This window comes from Marinoscillum sp. 108 (assembly GCF_902506655.1).
Classification (GTDB): Bacteria; Bacteroidota; Bacteroidia; order Cytophagales; family Cyclobacteriaceae; genus Marinoscillum; species Marinoscillum luteum.
This window is the reverse complement of sequence record NZ_LR734808.1, coordinates 2367403-2390259: the sequence shown is the minus strand read 5'-3', so window position 1 is coordinate 2390259 and position 22857 is coordinate 2367403. Positions and strand designations below refer to the sequence as shown.

Annotated in this window: 13 protein-coding genes; 4 read left to right on the top strand and 9 right to left on the bottom strand. The window is 46.7% G+C overall.

Features of this window, described 5'->3' with window-relative positions; genetic code table 11:
- Nucleotides 1–44: 44 nt before the first annotated feature.
- The 6 genes from ilvA to ilvE are packed head-to-tail and all read right to left on the bottom strand — an operon-like array spanning nt 45 to nt 7325.
- Entirely contained in the window at nt 45–1316 is a 1272-nt protein-coding gene (ilvA, locus tag GV030_RS09530; RefSeq protein WP_159582073.1) for a threonine ammonia-lyase IlvA, read from the bottom strand.
- Between the two features lie 8 nt (nt 1317–1324).
- A complete protein-coding gene (gene ilvC / locus GV030_RS09525) occupies nt 1325–2371 on the bottom strand; it encodes a ketol-acid reductoisomerase (protein ID WP_159582071.1) in 1047 nt (348 codons plus the stop codon).
- A 28-nt stretch (nt 2372–2399) separates the two neighbouring features.
- Nucleotides 2400–2993: an acetolactate synthase small subunit gene (ilvN, locus tag GV030_RS09520; RefSeq protein ID WP_159582069.1), complete on the bottom strand. Its 594-nt coding sequence runs from the start codon at nt 2991–2993 to the stop codon at nt 2400–2402.
- 19 nt (nt 2994–3012) lie between these two features.
- The gene (gene ilvB / locus GV030_RS09515) at nt 3013–4746 is read right to left on the bottom strand and encodes a biosynthetic-type acetolactate synthase large subunit (protein WP_185155812.1); all 1734 of its coding nucleotides are present in this window, start codon (nt 4744–4746) and stop codon (nt 3013–3015) included.
- A 10-nt stretch (nt 4747–4756) separates the two neighbouring features.
- Nucleotides 4757–6433, bottom strand: coding sequence for a dihydroxy-acid dehydratase (gene ilvD / locus GV030_RS09510; protein ID WP_159582065.1), 1677 nt, complete (start codon nt 6431–6433; stop codon nt 4757–4759).
- A 1-nt stretch (nt 6434) separates the two neighbouring features.
- On the bottom strand, nt 6435–7325 hold the full coding sequence (ilvE, locus tag GV030_RS09505; RefSeq protein ID WP_159582063.1) for a branched-chain-amino-acid transaminase: 891 nt from the start codon (nt 7323–7325) through the stop codon (nt 6435–6437).
- Between the two features lie 398 nt (nt 7326–7723).
- Here ilvE and GV030_RS09500 point away from each other — a divergent pair, with 398 nt between their 5' ends.
- Complete coding sequence (locus tag GV030_RS09500; RefSeq protein WP_159582061.1) at nt 7724–8278, top strand: DUF3575 domain-containing protein; 555 nt, start codon at nt 7724–7726, stop codon at nt 8276–8278.
- 73 nt (nt 8279–8351) lie between these two features.
- Here GV030_RS09500 and sucC read toward each other — a convergent pair whose 3' ends face one another.
- The gene (gene sucC, locus GV030_RS09495; protein WP_159582059.1) at nt 8352–9563 is read right to left on the bottom strand and encodes an ADP-forming succinate--CoA ligase subunit beta; all 1212 of its coding nucleotides are present in this window, start codon (nt 9561–9563) and stop codon (nt 8352–8354) included.
- Between the two features lie 208 nt (nt 9564–9771).
- On the opposite strand from sucC, the gene GV030_RS09490 reads away from it, so the two are divergent.
- On the top strand, nt 9772–10422 hold the full coding sequence (locus GV030_RS09490) for an ABC transporter ATP-binding protein (protein ID WP_159582057.1): 651 nt from the start codon (nt 9772–9774) through the stop codon (nt 10420–10422).
- Entirely contained in the window at nt 10419–11258 is an 840-nt protein-coding gene (locus GV030_RS09485; RefSeq protein WP_255465286.1) for a DMT family transporter, read from the top strand. The genes GV030_RS09490 and GV030_RS09485 overlap by 4 nt, the downstream gene beginning before the upstream one ends.
- An 18-nt stretch (nt 11259–11276) precedes the next feature.
- On the opposite strand, the gene GV030_RS09480 is transcribed toward GV030_RS09485, so the two are convergent.
- Together GV030_RS09480 and GV030_RS09475 are read right to left on the bottom strand one after the other, a co-directional pair.
- Complete coding sequence (locus GV030_RS09480) at nt 11277–11999, bottom strand: LytTR family DNA-binding domain-containing protein (protein WP_159582055.1); 723 nt, start codon at nt 11997–11999, stop codon at nt 11277–11279.
- A 74-nt stretch (nt 12000–12073) separates the two neighbouring features.
- Nucleotides 12074–14260, bottom strand: a complete 2187-nt coding sequence (locus tag GV030_RS09475; protein WP_159582053.1) for an ATP-binding protein — start codon at nt 14258–14260, stop codon at nt 12074–12076.
- A 171-nt stretch (nt 14261–14431) separates the two neighbouring features.
- On the opposite strand from GV030_RS09475, the gene GV030_RS09470 reads away from it, so the two are divergent.
- Complete coding sequence (locus tag GV030_RS09470) at nt 14432–22705, top strand: MBG domain-containing protein (protein WP_159582051.1); 8274 nt, start codon at nt 14432–14434, stop codon at nt 22703–22705.
- Nucleotides 22706–22857 lie beyond the last annotated feature (152 nt).

The window sequence follows — 22857 nt, the reverse complement described above, 5'->3', positions numbered from 1 at the left end:
TCTTTGTTCACTTGGCTGATCCAATGTCCAAAAGTCTAATAATTTCAGATCATATAACTAAATAAATCTGGTTTTTCATTGAGATACTCGCCGAAAAAGTTCCTTTGTTTCATTCGGGTCAATAGGGGCTCAAAGTCTTCTTTGGCTTTGAGTTCGATACCTACGAGTGCGGGGCCTTTTTCTCGTGAGGTCTTTTTGGTGTATTCAAAGTGCACGATATCATCGTCGGGCCCGAGTACTTCGGCCACAAATTCCTTCAGTGCTCCGGCGCGTTGGGGAAAACGGATGATAAAGTAGTGCATCAGATCTTCATGGAGCAAAGACCGCTCCCGGATTTCTTCGGTGCGGGTGATGTCGTTGTTGCTGCCAGACAGGAGGCAGATGATGTTTTTGCCTTTGATCTGATCTTTGTACTGATCCAGTACGGCCACCGAAAGTGCGCCTGCGGGCTCCAGTACTATGCCGCTTTCGTTGTACATGCTGATGAGGGAGGAGCAGAGCTTCCCCTCGTCTACCAGGGCTATTTCATCCAGATTGGCTTTGCAGAGCGGGTAGGTGAGTTCGCCTACACGCTTTACGGCCGCGCCGTCTACAAACTTGTCTATTTCTTCCAATGTCACCACATGGCCTTGCTGAAATGCTTCATGCATGGCAGGGGCTCCGGCAGGCTCCACACCGATCATTTGGGTATGTGGGCTCAGGGCTTTGATAATGGAGGATACTCCGGCAGACAATCCGCCGCCACCTACTGGTAAAAAAAGATAATCGATGCTGAAGTTGGCATCTTTGAACAACTCCAGGCCGATGGTGGCCTGACCTTCTATGACTTTAGGGTCATCGAAGGGGTGCACAAACGTGCTTTTATTCACTGTGCAGTATTCCATGGCTGTCTGGTAGGCATCATCGAAGGTGTCTCCTGCCAGGATCACTTCCACTTTGTCTTTGCCAAACATTTTGACCTGCTGCACTTTTTGTTTGGGGGTGGGAGCGGGCATGAAAATCACGCCCTTCACCCCAAGTTTATAACAGGAGAATGCTACGCCCTGTGCATGGTTGCCAGCACTGGCACATACTACTCCATTGATGAGCTGATCAGGAGCGAGCGAAGTGATTTTATTATAAGCACCTCTGATTTTGTATGAGCGCACAATCTGGGTGTCTTCTCTTTTGAGATAGATGTGGGCGTCATAGCGCTCACTCAGATTGAAGCTATACTGCAAGGCGGTCTGATAGATCACCTTGCTCAGTATATTGTGTGCTTTTTTTACCTCTTCTACCTCCGGATAAAAAGCCGTATGGGTAGTATTTGTAGTCATTCTATTGATTAACTGTTTTCTGGACGCAGCTTTCTTACAGCTTTGCCGGCTTGCCACATTTCAGATTCTTCCAATTCTTTCAGTTCGGCTTCCAGTTTTACCCGGTAGTCTGGCTGAGAGTTGCTGTCGATCGATTTCTGAGCTTCTATACCATCTGTCACAGACTTATAGAGTTTTTCGAATACTGGCTTGGTCGCTTCATAGAAAGGTCCCATCCAATCCAAAGCACCTCTTTGTGCAGTAGTAGAGCAGTTGGCATACATCCAATCCATTCCATTCTCTGCGATCAGTGGATAAAGTGACTGAGTAGCTTCTTCCACAGTTTCGTTGAAAGCTTCGGAAGGTGAGTGACCATTGGCTCTCAATACTTCGTACTGTGCACGGAAGATTCCCTGAATAGCACCCATCAAAGTACCTCTTTCACCTGTAAGGTCAGAAGAAACTTCTTTGTAAAAATCTGTTTCGAACAGGTAACCTGATCCCACAGCGATACCCAGAGCAACTACTCTGTCTTTGGCTTTTCCGGTCGCATCCTGGTGGATGGCAAAGCTGGAATTAAGTCCTTTTCCTTCTACAAAAAGTCTTCTGAGAGAAGTTCCTGAGCCTTTAGGAGCTACCAGGATCACATCTACGTCAGCAGGAGGAATGATGCCTGTTTTTTCTTTGTAAGTCACACCAAACCCGTGAGAAAAGTAAAGTGCTTTTCCTGGAGTAAGGTATTTCTTTACGGTAGGCCAAAGGGCTATCTGACCAGCATCTGAAAGCAAGAACTGTAGGATTGTGCCTCTTTCGCAAGCTTCTTCCAGTTCGAAAAGCGTTTCACCTGGTACCCATCCGTCGGCTACTGCCTTGTCCCAGGTTTTAGAATCTTTTCTTTGACCAACGATCACGTTGATGCCATTGTCTTTGAGGTTGAGTGCCTGACCAGGGCCTTGCACACCGTAGCCTAATACCGCTACTGTTTCACCTTTTAGTACTTCCTGAGCTTTTGATAAAGGAAATTCTTCTCTTGTTACTACTTCCTCTTCTACACCTCCAAAATTGATTTTCGCCATTGTTTTGTTTGTTTGTAATAAAATAAGTTTAAAAATCTTTTATGCTTAAATAATGTGACGGGGCATCCTCCAATTGCTTGATGTAGGCCTCGGTCTTTCTTTTTGATTTGGAAATGGCCACCCTTCCGGACCTCACAAACTCCAGCAAACCATGGGGCTCGAGTTTTTTGTAAAGATCATGAGTGTCTTTCTTGTGACCGGTTTTTTCTATGATGATGTGATCCTCTTCGATCACCAGTATGCGTGCGCCGCTGTTTCTCACCAGATCTTCAATCTTGCTGCCGTTCAAAAACACCTTGGTAGGCACTTTGTAGAGGGCTATTTCCTGATAGTAGATCTCATGGTCTTCATAAACAAAGGCTCCTAGTACATCGATGAGCTTTCTGATCTGCTTCACCACTTTTTCGATGGTTTCGCGGGTGGAATGCAGCACGATGGTGAATCGGGAAACTCCCGCCACCTCCGTAGTGGATACATTCAAGCTGATAATGTTCATTTTCCGCCTGGTGAAAATGATCGTGATGTGGTTCAGAAGCCCCGCTTTGTCTTCGGTAAGCACCGAAAGTGTGAAGTCTTTTTCCACTTTCTCACTACTGTCTTCGCTATATATAGAGTTTGACATGGTTTGTTTATTAAATGGGTTACTCTAATCTGATGTCAGATACGGAGGCTCCTGATGGTACCATTGGAAATACGTTTTCTTCTTTCTCTACCACTACTTCCAGCAGGGTAGGACCTTTATCAGCCAACCATTCGTCGATCGCTGCATTCAATGCGGCTCTCTCGGAGACCTTGTTGGTTTTGATGCCGTAGCCTTCAGTGATTTTCTGAAAGTCGGGGTTGGTCAATTCGGTGAAAGAATATCTTCTGTCATGGAAAAGCTGCTGCCACTGACGTACCATCCCCAGGAAGTTATTGTTGAGGATCAGAATTTTAACACCCAGGTTATTCTGAGCGATTGTACCCAGCTCCTGTATGGTCATCTGAAAGCCACCGTCCCCGATCACTGCAATGACGGTACGGTCCGGACGACCTACCTGTGCGCCCATGGAGGCCGGCAGGGCAAACCCCATGGTACCCAGACCACCTGAGGTGATATTGGAGTCGGTGTCTGCAAACTCGTAGTAGCGGCTGGCTACCATCTGGTGCTGCCCTACGTCCGTCACGATCACTGCTTTACCTTCGGTCTTGTCAGAGATCATTCGGATCACTTCAGCCATCAAAATGGGGCCTTCCGTAGGGAATTTCTCCTTTTTGGTCACCTTCTCTTCTTCCAGTTTGTCACACTCCCTGAATTCTGCGATCCATGCCTGGTGATTATTGGACTCCGTCTGCTTGATCAATGATTGCAGTGCCTGCTTGGCGTCTGCATTGATGGCCACAGTTGTTTTTACATTTTTATCAATCTCAGCCGGGTCTATTTCTATGTGAATGACTTTGGCCTGACGTGCATATTTTTTGAGATCTCCGGTTACCCGGTCGTCAAATCGCATCCCAATGGCGATCATCACATCACACTCATTGGTTTTGATGTTGGGGCCATAGTTTCCATGCATTCCCAGATAGCCTACATAGAGTGGATGGTTCACTGGTACTGCAGAGAGGCCCATCAGGGTAGAGGCCATCGGGATGTTGGCTTTTTCTGCAAAAGCAAGTAGCTCTTTTTGAGCTTCCGAAATCAACACGCCGTGCCCTACCAGCAAAAATGGTTTTTTGGCTTCATTGATGATTTTGGCAGCCGCCGCTATCTTGTCTTCTTCCAAAATGGGGTAAGGGTGATAGCTTCTGATTTTAGTGCATTTCTTATAGCTAAACTCGAACTCACCAAACTGTGCGTCTTTGGTAATATCCACCAATACGGGGCCTGGTCTACCTGTACCGGCAATATAGAATGCCCTGGCAATGGCTTCCGGGATTTCTTCAGCGCGTGTGACCTGATAGTTCCACTTAGTGACGGGCATGGAGATACCTACCACGTCCGTTTCCTGAAAGGCATCTGTGCCCAAAAGGTGCGAAGGTACCTGGCCGGTGATGGCGACCAAAGGCGTAGAGTCAATCTGAGCATCGGCTATGCCGGTGATGAGGTTGGTGGCTCCCGGGCCTGAGGTGGCAAAGCAGACGCCAGTACGACCATTGACTCTGGCATATCCTTGTGCAGCATGTGCCGCGCCTTGCTCGTGTCTGGTCAGAATGTGGTTGAGCTTGTCGGCATAACCATACAGCGCATCATAAATAGGCATGATGGCCCCTCCGGGATAGCCAAATATGACATCAACTCCTTCTTCGATCAGGCATAATAAAACCGCCTCTGCTCCCGATACCTTGATCGTGGATTGTTTGGGCTCCTTCTCTACCGCTAAAGATGGTGAATTCATAGTCTTATGTTTATTCATCAGTTACGCAACCCTCCGAGGCTGATTTTACTGAATTGATATATTTCCTTAATATGCCCTTCGTAGCCTTATAAGGTGGCTTGTTCCAGGCTTTTCTGCGTGCTTCCAGCTCTTCGTCCGAAAGTTTCACTTCCAGTTTGTTGGTGATGGCATCTATGCGAATGATGTCTCCGTTTTGGATCAGTCCGAGCGGGCCACCTTCCTGGGCTTCAGGAGTGATGTGACCCACCACAAAACCGTGCGATCCGCCTGAGAACCTGCCATCGGTGATGAGCGCTACATCTTTACCCAGGCCTTTACCCATCACAGCACCAGTAGGCTTGAGCATTTCCGGCATTCCGGGAGCACCTTTTGGTCCGGAGTATCTGATCACAATCACTTCTCCTTTTTGTACTTCCTCCTGTATACCTCGGATGGCATCAAATTCATCTTCATAAATCCTGGCGGGTCCTTCGAAAACTTCACCTTCCTTGCCCGTGATCTTCGCCACGGCCCCTTCAGGTGCCAGGTTGCCATAGAGTATCTGGAGGTGTCCTTTGGCTTTGATAGGTTTATCAAAGCTGTACATCAGTCCTTTGTCATCATGCAGATCAGGAACTTCGGCCAGGTTTTCGGCCAGTGTCTTGCCTGTGACCGTCATACAGTCGCCATGCAGGTAGCCTTCTTTTAGCAAAAGCTTTAATACGCCGGGTACCCCGCCAATCTTATGAAGGTCTTCCATGAGGAACCTGCCGCTTGGTTTCAGGTCGGCCAGGAAAGGGGTCTTATCGCTAATTCGCTGAAAGTCGTCCAATCCTATGTTTACATCTACTGATCTGGCCATGGCAATGAGGTGAAGTACCGCATTGGTAGAGCCACCAAGTATCATAACAGTGGTGATGGCATTTTCAAATGCCTCTTTTGTCATGATGTCCCTTGGGAGGATATTTTTCTCCAGCAGGTTTCTGATCGCCGCTCCTACCTTTTGTGTTTCCGTCTGTTTTTCATCGCTCACGGCAGGGTTAGAGGAGCTAAAAGGTAAGCTCATCCCCATAGCCTCAATGGCTGATGCCATGGTGTTGGCCGTGTACATGCCGCCGCAGGCTCCGGGGCCCGGGATGGAGTTTTTGATGATGCCTTTGTAATCTTCATCAGACATGTTGCCCTGCATGCGTGCACCATAGGCTTCAAAAGCCGATACAATGTTCAGGTCTTCACCTTTCCATTTTCCAGGTTTCACAGAACCCCCGTAGACCATAAGTCCGGGTCTGTTGAGCCTTCCAAGTGCCATGATGGCCCCAGGCATATTTTTATCACATCCTACTACCGGCACCACCGCATCATAAAACTGGGCGTTGACCACCGTTTCAATAGAGTCGGCGATGATGTCTCTGGAAATGAGGGAGTATTTCATCCCTACGGTACCATTAGAAATACCATCACTCACCCCAATGGTGTGAAAAATAAGACCTACCAGGTCAGCTTCTCTTACCCCCTTTTTCACCTGATGGGCGAGGATGTTGAGGTGCATGTTGCATGGATTGCCCTCAAAACCTGTGGATACGATGCCCACCTGAGCTCTGTCCATATCTTCCTCGGTGAGGCCTGTAGCATAGAGCTGCGCCTGAGAGGCAGGTTGTGTAGGGTCTTGTGTGATTACTTTGCTAAAAGTGTTGAGTTCTTGCGCCATTTTATACAATCGTGAGTCCCTGGTACTCGTCAAACATTACTTTTTGTTGGTAGATCAAGTGGAGGTTGTGTCCGATGGACCCTTCCCACTCTTTTTTGAATTTTTCTCCATTCACAGAGCTGATGTGCGTGATCTCGGTGGCGGTGCCACAGAAGAAGGCGTGATCAGCTTTGTAAAACTCTTCGGGAGTGATGTCTTTTTCTGTGACTTTCACCTTGAGCTCTTCACAAATTTCCAGCACAGTGCTTCTGGTGATCCCGGGGAAGATGTTGCCCAGCTTGGGAGTGAAGAGTTCTCCATTTTTTTCGTAAAAGATGTTGCTGCCAGGGCCTTCCGCGAGGTGACCATTGTGGTCCAGGAGGATGGCTTCATCGTAGCCCAGTCGCTTAGCCTCTGCAGATGCCAGGGTATTGGCCGAGTAGTTTCCTACGATTTTGGCATCTACCACGGTGGATTTGGGGCTGGGCTTCAGATAGGACGAGATCATGGTATTGAGTGGCTCGTATCCGGGGTACTTGGCCCATTTCCATGCAGTCATGAAAAAGTGTGATTCCTTTGATGGGGCCAGGATCATGTTGGGTCCGGCAAAAACCAGGGGTCTGATGTAGGCGTTGGTGAGGTTGTTTCGGTCTATCAGGTCGTAGGCTATTTTGATGAGGTCTTCAATGGGGTAGGGTATTTTTAAGAAAACCTTTTCGGCGGCTTTATGCAGCCTTTTGAAGTGCTCGGCAGGTTTGAAGATGTTGAACCCATTACCATTGTTATAGGACCTCAACCCATCAAAAACGCCTGTGCCATAGTGGAGGGTCTGATCAAAAAGGCTGGCTTTTGCGTCCTTGGCCTTGATCCATTCCCCATCCAAAAATACTTCTGTACGATCGTCGTAGTACATGGTCAATTTGATTAAAAAAAAGCGCCATTCCGTGTTAGGAATGGCGCTTTGTGTTTATTTTATATTTTCTGCTAAACACAGCCATTCCCATTCCTAATCACAGTGGTGACCAGAATAATAATTGGTACAATGACAATATTTAGGTTGATTCTTTTCATTATTCGAAATCAAAGCTAATATATAAGCCAGCAAATTGACAACCTACCTCTTCGATTTTTTTACAGAAATAATAATAATTACGATATCAAAGAAGATTGATTTTTGAATCAAGCTCAGTATTGGTTCAAATTGAGTATTTCCACCTTCTTTTATCTACGATGTTTAGTGGTTAGATTCAAGGGCATAAGTCGTTCTGGCATGGCATTTGTTTTTCCCCGGCCAAACAAACTTATATACTTATGAAAAAGGTTCTAACCTCATTTTTTCTCATTGCAGTATTTGGAATGACCAGTGTATCCGCACAGGATGCTGAAAAGAAGAATACGCTAAAAGCCAACCCAATGGGTCTGATTATCGGGCTTGGCAAGATCAACTACGAGCGCAAGCTTGGTGATGCCAGCTCTGCTCAGCTTGGCGTTTCTTACTTCAGCTATTCCTCTGATGGCACCTCGTTTTCAGGACTTGGTTTGTTGCCAGAGTATCGGTTTTATGTGACCAAGGAAGCGCTTGATGGATTTTATCTGGCTCCCTTTATGAAGTATAACAATTTCACATTGAAGAATGATGAGGAAGACTTCAAAGGCAGCTTGAATGCATACAGATTTGGAGCCAAGGCTGGTTTTCAGTGGCTGATGGGTAAGCGCAAGAGCTTCGTGATGGATCTGGCGTTCGGCGGCAAGTACTCAGATTTTAATCTGAAAGTAAAAGAAGGCAGCGAAGATGATTTTGATAATGAAAATCTGTTCCAGGGCTTTAGTCCGGAATTGCACTTTGCGATCGGTTACGCATTCTAATGATCCAGCTTAGATTGCATAAAAAAAGGCTTCCAGTAACCTGGAAGCCTTTTTTTGTTTTGATATGTAAGTCTTACGCCAGTACTTGTTTTACTTTCTCAGCGGCATCTTTGAGTACAATGGCAGATGTTACCTTCAGCCCTGACTCTTCGATGATTTTCGCACCTTCTTCGGCGTTGGTGCCTTGCAGACGTACAATGATCGGTACTCTGATGTCTCCGATGCTCTTGTAAGCTTCTACCACACCATTGGCTACCCGGTCGCATCTCACAATACCACCAAAGATGTTAATGAGAATGGCTTTTACATTAGGGTCTTTCAGGATGATTCTGAAACCGGCCTCTACCGTTTGTGCATTGGCCCCACCCCCTACATCCAGGAAGTTGGCAGGCTCACCACCTGATAGCTTGATGATGTCCATAGTAGCCATGGCCAAACCAGCTCCGTTCACCATGCAGCCTACGTTTCCGTCAAGCTTCACATAGTTCAGCCCATTTTGGCCAGCTTCTACTTCCAAAGGATCTTCTTCCGACAGATCTCTCATTTCGGCAATGTCTTTGTGGCGATACAGGGCATTGTCGTCCACGTTGACCTTAGCATCTACTGCCAGGATTTTGTTGTCTGATGTTTTGAGTACCGGGTTGATCTCAAACTGAGAGCTATCAGTAGCTTCGTATGCTTTGTAAAGGTTGAAAATGAATTTCACCATTTCCTTGAATGCCTGACCTTCCAGTCCAAGGGCGAATGCCACTTTTCGGGCCTGAAATCCTTGCAAACCGACAGCAGGATCGATCCATTCTTTGACGATCTTCTCAGGAGTCTCTTCAGCCACTGTTTCGATATCCATACCGCCTTCTGTAGAAGCCATGATGACGTTACATCCTTTTGCACGATCAAGCAAAATAGAGAGGTAATATTCTTTTGGCTCAGACTCGCCAGGGTAGTACACATCCTGTGCAATCAATATCTTGTTGACTTTTTTGCCTTCAGGTCCGGTTTGGTGTGTGACCAGCGTACCGCCCAGGATGGCGTCAGCTTTGGGCTTTACCTCTGCCAAACCTTTTGCCAATACCACTCCATTGGATCCGGTTTCGTTAATTTTTCCCTTGCCGCGTCCACCAGCGTGGATTTGTGCCTTTATCACATACCATTCTGTTCCGGTTTCTCTGTTGAGTTCTTTGGCTGCTTCATGGGCTTTTTCTGGGGTATCAGCTACGATTCCTTCCTGGATGGTTACACCATAGCTTTTCAATATCTCTTTAGCTTGATATTCGTGGATGTTCATGCTGTCTGAATTTTCTTGCGAATCTACGGCAAACGGCTTGCTTATTCAACCGAATGGCATTGAAAGTTCAGTAGATCGGGGACAATATGAGTGAAAAGTGAGTGACCACATATTGCTTTCAGCGAGGAGGGGTCTGATATGAGGGGATCCAATGACTAAACCGTAAAAAGGGAGGTTATCAACTAAAGAACATCTATATATTTGCGGCATGCTAAAAGCTGAGGGCCTGTATAAAGCATATGGAAAGCTTCCCGTCCTGAAGGGAATAGACCTCCACATCAGAGAAGGGGAGATTGTTTCTATCGTAGGGGCATCGGGTGCAGGCAAGAGTACCTTGCTGCATTTGCTGGGTACGTTGGATTCGCCTGAAAAAGGAAAAATTTTCATCAGCAATACCGACGTTTTTCAGCTCAACCAACAGAAACTGGCTGGTTTTAGAAATAAGCACATTGGATTTATTTTTCAGTTTCACAACCTGCTACCCGAATTTTCAGCACTGGAAAATGTGATGATTCCCGGGCTCATCGCTAAGCGATCAGGTACAGAGGTCAAACGTAGGGCGATGGAGCTGCTGGGGCTACTAGGGCTGTTGGAGCGAAAAGATCATAAGCCAGGCGAACTCTCAGGTGGAGAGCAGCAGCGTGTATCTGTAGCGCGTGCACTGATCAATGACCCTTCCATTGTATTTGCTGATGAGCCCAGTGGAAACCTGGATTCCAAAAATGCAGATGAACTGCATCAGCTATTTTTTGATCTAAGAAAGGAGCTTAACCAGACTTTTGTGATTGTCACCCACAATAAAGAATTGGCGGAGATGGCAGACCGAAAGCTGGAGATTGAAGATGGGGTGATCCTGTGAAGGCTCAACTGTCCGCTGGCGTAAAATTCATGCTCCTGGCCACTTTTACCTTCACCCTGATGAAGGTTTGTGTAAAGCTGATTCCTCATATTCCGGCCATTGAAATCATTCTTTTCCGATCGGTTATTTCCTTGGTCATCAGTGTCTTTTACCTGTACCAACAGCAGGTAAGTGTGTGGGGTAATAATAAGCCCATACTACTTCTGAGAGGCGTTACCGGAGCCATCGCATTGATCACCTACTTCAGTTTGTTACAGCAAATACCCCTTGCCACCGCTTCTACGCTGCAGTACCTGGCCCCGATCTTCACGGCTATTTTGGGTATTTTTCTGGTCAAAGAAAAGGTGCGGTCCTGGCAGTGGCTTTTCTTTGCGATCAGTTTCGCGGGAGTGGTAGTGGTACAGGGTTTTGATCCGCGAATTTCTACCCTGCACCTGCTCATGGGGGTGGGTGCTTCTCTCTTTATGGGGCTGGCTTACAATTTTATCAGAATGCTGAAGACCTCCGAACATCCACTGGTGATCATTTTCTATTTCCCACTGGTCATGCTGCCAGTGGCAGGTCTGTGGTCCGTGATGGTGTGGGTTCAGCCGGTGGGGTGGGACTGGCTGGTGCTGCTGGCCGTAGGTTTGTGTACACAGATTGCTCAGTTTTTTATGACCAAATCTTATCAGTCTGCAGAGCTTTCTAAGGTCTCTATTCTCAATTATATTGGTATTGTGTATGCACTGGGATTTGGCTGGCTTCTCTTTGATGAGACGTTTAACCTGATGACCTATGTGGGCATGGGGCTGGTGCTGGCCGGGGTTATAGGCAATGTGGTTTTTAAGAAGTGATAAGAAGGTGTCTCGGTACTACAATTTTTTGATTTGAGAAAGTACCTGGTCTTTATACGACATGCCTATGGGTACAGGCTCCCCTTCTATATATAGCATGAAATCCTCCAGGATGATCTGGCTGATCCGAAGTGAATCTACCACATAAGACCTGTGCACCTGCAAATAATTGGAGGGTATTTTGGCCAGTAGGTCTTTCAGGGAAATCCGAATGATATATTTCTTTTGAGGGGTGTGAAGTATACAGTATTTGTCTTCTGCCTTGATGTAGAGAATGTCCTTTACCATTACCTTGACGAGGACATTTTTTTCCTTGATAAAAAAGCTGTCTGATAGAATGACATCTTTTTCTTTCCAGACATCCTTTTTCTCTCCGGCAAGATTGGCTACTGCCAGCTCTATCGCATTGGTCAACATCAGTGGGTCGAAAGGCTTCAGGATAAAAGCAAAAGGCTTGGTTTGTTTGGCTTGTTCGAAAATGGAACGTTCGCGCAATGAGGTGATGAAAATAATAGGAATGGCCGGATTCAGTTTGTTGGCCAACTCTATTCCATTGTGCGGCCCGGAAATGTGGATGTCCAGCAGGAGGAGGTCGGGCCTGGTGGATTCTATGACGCGTAGGGCCTCTGTGCTATCGGCTATTACATCTATCACCTGATAGCCTGCCTGCTCCACTGTAAAACGTATGGTTTCTGCGTAAATGGGGTCGTCCTCCACGGACAGTATTCTGATATTGGACATATAGTTTTTAGGGTACAAAGGCAAACTAGAAGGGTGATAGATTGTTTAGGTTTTAAGGGTGATTTTAATGTTTTTTAGGGTTGATGGATGCTGGAGATAGGCTCCTCGTTCATGGAGGAGATTGGCAATGTAAAAGTGAACACTGTGCCGTGGCCCGGGGTGCTGTCCACGCTGATGGTGCCTTTGTTGAGTGACACATATTCCTTGCAAAGGATGAGCCCAAGTCCTGTGCCTTTCTCATTTGCGGTGCCAAAGGTGGACTTGCTCTCATTCAACTCAAAGAGGGTTTCCAGTTTTTCCTTGGGAATACCAACCCCTGAGTCCCGAACCTGAATGAGCACCTGCTCATTTTCTGTCTGGCACCCTATCAGGATAGCACCATTCATAGGGGTGAATTTGAGGGCATTGGAAATGAGATTTCGCAGTACCAGCAGGAGTGCGTTTCTGTCTGCCAGAACACAGGTAGGCTCAGTGATTTTAACCGTCAGAGCAATGTTTTTCACTTTCAGTTGGTTGGTGAAAAGGCCTTCTATTTCATGGATCGCGGGTTCTAGTTGGAAGCTTTCCGGGTGATAAGGGAGACCTCCTGTTTGAGCCATGGCCCAGTTCAGCAGGTTGTTGAGGAGTGTGTCCAGCTGTTCTGCCGATTTGGAAATATTTTCACCAAGCGCCCGCAGCTTCTTTTCATCTTTCTTTTCGATATACCATTTTATGAGATTATTGATGCCTGCAAAGGAGGTGATAGGTCCTCTTAAATCATGCCCTATGATACTAAAGAAGCGGTCTTTTGTCCTGATTAGGTTTTGAAGTCTGGTATTTTGATCCTCCACCACCTTTTTGTTTTGTCGCAGGGTGACATAGAGAAAAATACCCAATGCAAGCACCACCATGGTCATCATAAGGCCGGCGATCAGAAAGAGCTCCCGGGTTTTACGTTCTTCCAGGCTTGACTGTGCAGCCTTTTGTCTGGCAACTGCCAGAGCCAGTTGCTGCTCCTTTTTTTCATTTTCATAAAGCGCCTCTATGTTGGCAATCTGGCGGGTTTTTTCCTGATTCAGTACACTGTCCTTCACAGCGGAGTATTCCAGACTAAGTTGGTAGGCTTTGGAGAAGTCTTTCTGTGAAGCATAAAGCCTGGATAGAAGCAACAGAAAGTCCTTTTCAGTGTCTTTGAGCTCAAGTTCACGAGAGAGTGAAAGGCCTTTCTCTGCCAGCGAAACTGATTTTTTTATGTCGTGAAGATTCAGATAGGCCTCAGACAAAACCAATTGGGCAGCAGTATATCTTCTCGGAGACTTCACTTTCCTGAAATACTCGTAAGCAATGGAGGCATTCTCGGCTACTTTATTCCATTCCTCGTTGCGTTTATAATGGAGTGCCAAATAGTGGTGTCCCTCGGCAACCCGATCTGCGTCGTTTGTTTTTAGCGCAACAGAGATACCCTTTTTGATATGAAAAATGCAGGAATCCCGATTGCCAATTTGTGAATACACATTGCCCAGGGTGTAATGACTCTCAGATATCCCCACTGGCGACTGGGTGCTATTTTCGAATCCATCCAGGGCTTTGAGTGCGTGCTGCCTGGCTTTTCTATAGTCTTCCAGAAGCTCATAACATTCGCCAAGATTCAGGTTGAGGATGGCCTGGGTTTCTCCGCCATCTTCACTGAGGTAGTTGAACGATTCGAAAAAGGACCGGATGGCAGCCGGGTAGTCGCCTTGCCGCATGTACACATTTCCAAGGTTGATGAACCTGCCAGCTATGGAAATAGAATCTTTTAGAGCCTTGTGGATAATGAGTGATTGATTATAGTATGAAATAGATGTCTGAAAATCTCCCAGATAGCCTGCCACGATGCCTTTATAATTCAGTGCATTGGCCAGTTCAGCTTGTGTAAGCTTGTCTGATGTTGCCTTAGAGGGTACTATTTTTTCCAAAGAGGCTTGAGCCGCAATGAAGTCGTTCTTGATGATGTGAGCGGCGCCCATCAGGCGCAGTGCTTTAATGTGCTGGTGGTATTTGCCTTGCTTTTCTGCCAGAGATAACGCCCATCGGGCATAAGAGAGTGTAGAATCGGGCATCCGTTTTTGGTGGTAACGTTCAGCCAATTCCAATAAAAGATCTATGTGGGTGCTGTCCGCCGGGGTTTCACGGTGAAGGGTGGATTTAATGCTGTCTATCCGTTGGCTTTGCCCAAAGCCACTGTGTTGAAGGGTAATACTAAGTACAATTAATAACAACAGCTTTATCGGGTAGCTCATACAATTCTCCAGCGGCCTGCCAATGAGCTGGTTTCATCTAATCATTTGTCCTTTTTTGAAATATGTCGGTGAGGGGCGGCAAGATTCACGACATGAATTCTGGTGTTGGCGCCACAAAGCACGGCATTCGTGGACAAAAACCCAAGGGCAATTTGCCAATTGATCTTCTTTATGGTCAGAATGACCAATTCATATGCCAAGACAAATGCTATTCAGACCAACAGACATACTATCACCAACAAGAATCAAATCTCAAACCTGCTAATCTATGATGACGAACAGCTCGTCCATGATCATCAAAAATTCAATATCAAGGTGTTTTCTTTCTCCAATAAATCTATGAATCAAGTTTACCATTTATTTCAGACCGAATCGGGTAAGAGACCCGGATTTGCACGTGTGCTATGGAAAGCACTGAGTTTTGTGATCGTCTTCAGCTTCGGAGCCTCGATGGCTACTGCTCAGCAGCAATTATATGTTTCCACGGATACCATCTCGGCGGTTGTTCAATCAGGAGGGACCGCTGGGGTATCTTTTAATATTACCAATTCGGGAGATGCTCCTTTGGTCATTGACTCCTATACGGAGCGAAATGCCTATGGTACTGCCAAGTCGGTAGTATTCACGAAAGCGAATTATGCCAACTGGCTCTTGCCTGCTAACCAGGATCGCATTGCAACTCATGTCTGGCTTACCAGAGATGAAACCAAGAGTTTGTTCAACGCCAAAAGCGAAGTAGCTTCAGAGACCAGCTCACCGGAGGGTACTTCCTGGGCACTGGGCACTGTCAATGAGGTGTCGCCAGGAGATTTCACTACCTTCAACACCATGCATGGTAATGATCCTCAGTCACTAGTGGGGGATACGGCTACTCTGAAGATTGATTTCGCCAATGGATCCTCCAGTAAATACTATTCTATTTACATGCAGCAATGGAGTGGTGGAAAAACCGGTGGAGGTTTTACGTATATCAGAAAGGAGATGCTCCCCTTTTACAACCTGACTGCTTCCTATACCGGGGAGATATTAGCAGGTAATACCGAGTCCGTGAGTATCCTGCTAAGTGATGCGGGATTGGAATCAGGCACTCATTTCGGGCATGTCGACATTGCCAGTAATGACCCCAGCCAGCCTGTCACCACAGTGGTGGTGAAGCTTGAGGTACTTCCGGTACCCCAAATTGAGTTATCGGAATCTACCATCTCTGTGAGTATGGACAATGCAGAGGGGCCGATTGAAAGGACGTTTACAATTTTCAACAATGGTGGATCCACACTGAACTGGAGTGGTAGCACGAGCACCAATACTCAGGGAATGTGTGCCAACTTTAGTGCGTTGAGTGGTTCTATTGAGGCCGGAGCCTCCGCAGAGTATACCATCACATTTGCGGTATGTAATGAGGGCACCTATCAGTGGCCGTTCGTGATCACCTCCAATGATACTGGCCGCCCGAACGTAACGCTACAGTTGACTGCAGTGGTGGACGGAAGTCCGGAGCTGGATTACACTACACCCGTATTTATGGAAACATATACTGGAGCATCCTCGACCGGGACTTTGATCCTTCATTCTACAGGAACTGCAGATCTGCACATCACAGATATTTCGAGTGATAACCCTGTTTTTTCCCCTACCAGGAAAACACTTACGATAAAGCCGGGAGCCAGTATGTCCGTTCCTGTGAAGTTTATCCCCAAGTCTGCCGGATCACATTCCGGTCAATTGCTGATAGTGAGTGACCATGAAGAAGACTCTCTGTATGTTGACTTGTCCGCTTCGGCGGTAGGGGCACCTGTTTTGTCCATCTCTCCTTCAAGCCTGGCCTTTGATATGGGCCATGGAGAAAGCACTAAAGACAGCCTGGCCATTTTCAATAATGGAACATCTGATTTGAAATGGGATTTTTCGGTCACTGGGGCCGTTTCATCTGCTGGCTCTTTTTTTGAAAAGAAAGACCATGCCGACATCTCTCTGTCACAGAATCGTGACCGACTCACTCCAAACGTGGAGCTGGCAAGGGATGATGAAGGAGGGATATATAACTACCTTTCTGCGCCAATAATGTATGCATTGGGGTCTGCCAAAGAGAATAATTCCACCAAATACAAGAGTGATTTCAGGTCTGGGGTTAATAGTAGTGCCAGTGATCTACCTGGTCAGATTCTTTCGATTTATATACCTTCTGAGGAAAGATACTTCGATTTACACATCGATTCATGGACTTGCTGCGGAGCTGGTGGAGGTCTGTCTTACACTCGCTATGAGGTATTTAAGTGGATCAATCCGGAATATAAGAGTAACCCCGAGCTGGAGGTGTTTTTTGAAAAGCCAGAAAATGTAAACACCAACTTGCCGGAGTATCGGGATAGCCTGACGGAAAATGTATCGCTGGTGCGGAACTTCTACAGTAATATGGGTAACTACAATGGTAGTCCTGAAATCAGATATGCATTGGGCTCTGCCCGATACCTGAGTGCGGAAGACTATGTAAGTTACTTCCCGAATGCTGTGGGCAATGCGAGCGAGCTGCCCGGAAAGACGGTTTCCATCTACATTCCTGCGGAAGACAGGTATTTTGATCTGGATTTCATTACCTGGTCACCGGATAATTATAGTAACTACACCCCAGGAGGGTATTCGTATGTGCGCAGGGAGATTCTGCCAACATCCACAGCTGCAGGCATGACAGACTATGCCGTAATCAATGTGAACGGCAATATGCCGGCGGGTACCTATTCAGGATCGGTTACCGTGGAATCAAACGATCCCCTTTTACCATCGGCCATCGTGCCAATTACCATTACCACTACAGGAACTCCTGATATTTCGGAGACGGATCAGACCTACGATTTCGGGTCTACGGTTCAAGGGGTGGCTAAGACATTTGAAGTAAGGATTCGAAATAGTGGCTCGGATGTGCTGGAGATCGCTTCTGTGGTTATTGATAATAGTAGTTTTGAGATAAGCTATGACGGTATTTCTATTCCTGCGGGGAGCTCACATAAGCTTCCAGTGACGGTTCATTCATCAGTTGTTGGACCTATTGTCGCCACACTCACATTGACTACCAATGATTCTGAGCATTCTGAATATACCATTGAGGTTTCAGGTCTAATACTGGATGTGCCGGTTTTTGCCATGAACGAGGTGATATTCTATGATACGCTGGCGTTTGGTAGCAGCTCTGTGCAGCAACTGTCTATTCAGAACAACGGACTCGGGCAGATGGAATGGGCAGTGGCTTATGATGTTTACTTCGAGAAGGAAGATTTTGCGCTGACCACTGATGCGTCTGCTCAGGACAGGATTACGGATCATGTATGGTTGACTCGCGCGAATGAGCGAGGGCTTTTCAATATTTTGGAAGCAGATGAGTATACTCGGGTTGCGGAGACATTCGAGTGGGGTAATGGGGCTTCTACTTATGAATCTACCGAATACAGTTATTTCACCGATTTCTGGGATGGCGGAGACCTTATGAATAATGCTAAGATCTCCATGCACATGATTCCTGATGATTTGTACTATGATTTTCATTTTACCAGTTGGACATCTGGTGAAGGCCTTGGCGGAGGTGGTTTTGCTTATGAGCGGCGCGCAGGTGTGAGGTGGCTTGGCCTGGGAGCATATGAGGGTGTAGTGGAGGCCGGAGCATCGGTAGACGTTCCCCTATACTTCTCTGCAGTAAATACTACGGCGGGTGATCATGAGTTTACCTATAGGATTGCGACGAATGACCCTAATAATCCAGAACAGCTGATTACTTTCAAGCTACATGTAGATGGTGAGCCTGAGATCGAAGTAGCGATGGATCCCCTGGATTTTGGTTCTTTTCCTATCGGAAAAACGCATACTGCAGAATCCGCAATAGAAATAAACAACCTTGGTGGCGCTGATCTCGAAATCACCTTGAGTACTGATAATGAGGTATTCTCTTTCGAAACTTCTTCGTTTGTGATTCCTGGTGGTACTTCCAAAGCCATTTATCCCCGATTCACACCGGAAACTGAAACCATCTACGAAGGAACCATCACCATCAGTAGCAATGACGCTGATGAGCCTGTATTAAACCTTGCAGTTTCTGCTGAGGGTTTCTATGGCCCTGAGGTGACGGTGAGTGCGGATACCATAGCTGCCACGATGATAAGTGGAGGGTTGGTTAAAAAGACAGTTACCCTCTCCAATACCGGAGGTACCAACCTTGGGTGGAGCCTATGGTCCGGATTCTTCATGAAGGAAGAGCTGACTGATTACAAACTGGAAGCAAATCAGCTTCATTTAAGCGATAAGGTCTGGATTACCAGAAATGGCTACAATGGGCCTTTTAACATCAAGGAAACCAGTAACTATAGCTATAACCCGTCTTCGGTCAAATGGGCTTTGGGAGCTACGAAAGATCTTTTATCAACGGCATATTCCGCCGATTGGAATAGTCTGGTTTATTCTTTGAGTTACAATTTTAACAACCTACCCGGGAAAGTGGTATCTCTCTATATGGTAGAGGAGGGTCGATATTTTGATTTCTTTTTTACCAACTATACCAACAATGGAGCAATGGGATTTTACTACGCCGAAGTTGGTAGCATTTCTCCAAATGAGGGCGAAATTCTTCCGGGCGAAGCGGAAGTTGTGGAGTTGAGTCTGAGTGCGGAAGGGCTGGACGCCGGCGTGCATTATCAGGAGTTTACCCTGTTCCACAATGGCCTGGCGCCATCAAAAAAGGTGGTAGGTAAAATCACTGTACTTGGAGCTCCGGCATTGTCGGTGGCAGAGGAGTCCTTGGCTTTTGGGATATCCCCAATAGGAGATAAATCTTATCAGGAAATATCCATCACCAACTCCGGTTCGGCCAGTGGTGTGATCAGTTTGGCTTCAGATCATCCGGCGTTCACAGTGGATTCTGAGAGTGTTCGCATCAAAGCAAATGAAACCAAAACGGTAGCAGTGGCTTTCAATCCACCATCCTCCGGTGATTTTAGTGGCCTTATCACCATCACTACAGACGATGCTGCCAATCCAAGTTTCGAGGTGGGCGTTTCCGGATCAGGAGCTACTGCAGCTACCATATCCGTAGTGAAACCCAACCTCAATGCTTCACTGTTTTTGGGAGAAACGATTACGCGATCATTCGCAATCTCTAATAGTGGAGACTTTGACCTAAACTGGTCACTGGGCACCTATGGAGAGGAAATCTCATTTGTCAAGCCGGATTATGCAGATTACAAACTTGAAGCATTTCAGGATAGAGTCTCTGATCATCTCTGGATCACCAGACAAAATGAGCGGGGTATTTTCAATATAGCCCTGGAAACGCAATACAACAGGTCCAATTACGAATCACCTAAGGGCACAGAATGGCTCGGTGATGGCTCTGCGATACCAGGTCCTTTTATCACTGTTAGTGCCAACGAATATGGCAAGTGGAGAGATGTGGCCTACCCACCCAATGAACAGCCGGGAAGAACATTTTCCATGCATGATATTAAATCAGATCAATACTATGACATCAGCTGGGATAGCTGGACGGAGGATGGGAATGGGGGAGGCTTCTCCTATAGAAGAAAAGTCGCATTCGGTCCGGAGTACAACGCAGTATCCTTTTCTGATACGGAAGGTGTGATTGCTCCAGGTAAAACGGTCACTGTGTTAGTTACCTATAATCCGAACTCCAGTTTTGACGGAGATTTCGAATTACCACTTGCTATTTTGAGCAATGACCCAGCAAATAGGGAAGTGAGGACTCCAATTTCACTTTCCGTGAAGGGAATTATCGTTGATCGGTTCCTTGAGGACTTACAGCTAAACGAAGGGTTTGGTACTCTCTCTATTGATGTGAGTGATGTATTTGTGGATGCTCAAGGAGATGTGTTGAGCCTTTCGGTGAGCAATTCAGATGAAACCGCCATTGCGGCCACTATTCTGGATGGTAATCTGGTACTGACAGAGACTGGATATGGTCATTCGTTAATCACCCTCACCGCCCGCGATGCTACCGGAAACACTGCTACCGAAAAATTCGAAATCGATGTGAACGCCAACCCGGTGGTCACCCCTCTCGAGGATGTGGAATTAACCAGGTCTTCCGAAGTGTTTACGCTCGACATTGCAGCCAACTTTGAAGACCCCGAAGGTCAGGAACTGTCTTATACTATGATTAATGGTTCTGATGTGGTAGCTGAAGTGAGTTTAACAGGCACCGTACTGTCCATTACTCAGTTGTCAGTGGGTACCTCCATGGTGTCACTTACGGTCACTGATCCATTAGGTGGCTCGGTTACGGAGGAGTTTGCTGTAAATGTAAGCGCTCTCCATCAGGAGATTACTTTTGATACCACCTATGTGAAAGTCTATGGAGATGGCGCTTTTGAGCTGGTCGCATTTGCATCATCAGGTTTGGAAGTGTCTTTTGTTAGCTCGAATGAGGACATTGTGACCATAGATGGCACATTAGCTACCGTGGTAAGCGCAGGAAGTGCAACCATCACGGCTACTCAGGTGGGTGATGATGTGTATGTGGCAGCCGAAGAAGTTCAGAATGTGCTGACCATTGGCAAAGCCACTCTGGAGGTGACTGTAGAGGATGCAGCAATAACCTATGGTGAAGCAGAACCCATTTATACACTGAGCTATACCGGGTTTGTAAATGGTGATGATCTTACAGATATAGCTACCCCTGGTAGCGGGGCAGTTGCTTCTGCTTTGGTCACCAATGCAGGTACTTATACCCTGCTGGCCAATGAAGATGCAGAAGACAATAACTATGCGTTTACATACACCAGTGGTGCATTGACAGTGCATCAGGCTAGCCTGATGATTAGTGCAGACGATGTGTCAAAGGTTTATGGAGATGAAAACCCTCCATTGACAGTGAGCTATCAGGGTTTTGTGAAGGATGAGGATGAGACGGTACTTAATAGCCCTGTTGTAGTGCTCTCAGCGGCATCAGCGGAGAGTTCTGTTGGAGCGTATGCCATCACCGCTTCGGGAGCCACTGCAGCCAACTACCAGATAGGCTATACAGATGGTTTGCTGACCATTAGTTCGAAGGGCCTCACGGTGAGTGCTATAGATCAGGTGAAGGTTTATGGCGAGTCAGATCCTGAATTGACTTATGCGATTACCGCAGGTGATCTGGTAGGGGAGGATGTGCTCACGGGAGCATTGGAGAGAGAGAGTGGAGAAAATGTGGGATCGTATACAATCAATCAAGGAACATTGCTGGCTGGAGCCAATTATGAGCTTCACTTTGAGGAGGCTGACCTGACCATTGAACAAGCTGTCCTTACAGTGACTGCTGATGCCAAAACGAAAGTTTATGGTGAGTCTGATCCTGAATTGACCTATTCCATTTCCGGAGGGGAGTTGATAGGAGAAGATGTACTATCGGGAGCTTTGACAAGAGCAGCTGGAGAGAACGCAGGCGTGTACCTGATTAGTTTGGGTAGTGTATCAGCGGGAGTCAACTATGAGCTTCAATATGAAGGCGCAGAATTAACGATCACTAAGGCACCTCTTACTGTGGCTGCTGATGCCAAAACGAAAGTTTATGGTGAGTCTGATCCTGAATTGACCTATTCTATTTCCGGAGGGGTGTTGATAGGAGAAGATGTACTATCGGGAGCTTTGGCAAGAGCAGCTGGAGAGAACGCAGGTGTGTACCTGATTAGTTTGGGTAGCGTATCAGCAGGTGTCAACTACGACCTTCAGTATGAAGGCGCAGAATTAACGATCACTAAGGCGGCCCTTACTGTGGCTGCTGATGCCAAAACGAAAGTTTATGGTGAGTCTGATCCTGAATTGACCTATTCCATTTCCGGAGGGGAGTTGATAGGAGAAGATGTACTATCGGGAGCTTTGATGAGGGTAGCTGGAGAGAACGCAGGCGTGTACCTGATTAGCTTGGGTAGCATATCAGCGGGTGTCAACTATGACCTTCAGTATGAAAGCGCGGAATTAACTATTGGGAAAGCCACGTTGACGGTGACTGCCAATGATGTGGTGATCACAGAAGGTGATTTGATCCCGGCACTTACAGTGACTTATTCAGGATTTGTGAATGGAGATACCAAAGCTGACCTTCAGAAGGAGCCGGTAGCTTCTACTACGGCAACTCCTTCCAGTATGCCTGGGGCATATCCCATTGTATTGGTGGCGGAGATGGATCATAATTATTCATTCGTTCTGTTAAATGGCACCCTGACCATCGAGGCTGGTGAGCCAATACTGGGTGTTGAACGAGCGGAACTCATAGAGGTGTATCCAAATCCGGCAGTGAACTTTGTGATGATAAAATCTTCAGAGTCCAAACCATTGGAGCTTTATGATGCAGTAGGTCATCTGGTACGATCAGGTGTTACCAATCATCAGCTGGAGATTGGTGAATTGCCTGCTGGAATGTACTTGATCAAGGTAGAAGGCCAGGTTTTCAGACTGGTTAAAAAATGATACTAAGGCGGGGGCAGGCTCACAGAGTCTGTTCCAACCAGCCCCGAGGGGGCTGGTTTTTTTGAAATCAATGAGCGCTCCTGCAGGTACTGTAGGAGCGCTTTGTTTTTTTTGGAGTTTCCAGAAATCCGAAAGCGCTTGCTCCGGAGGAT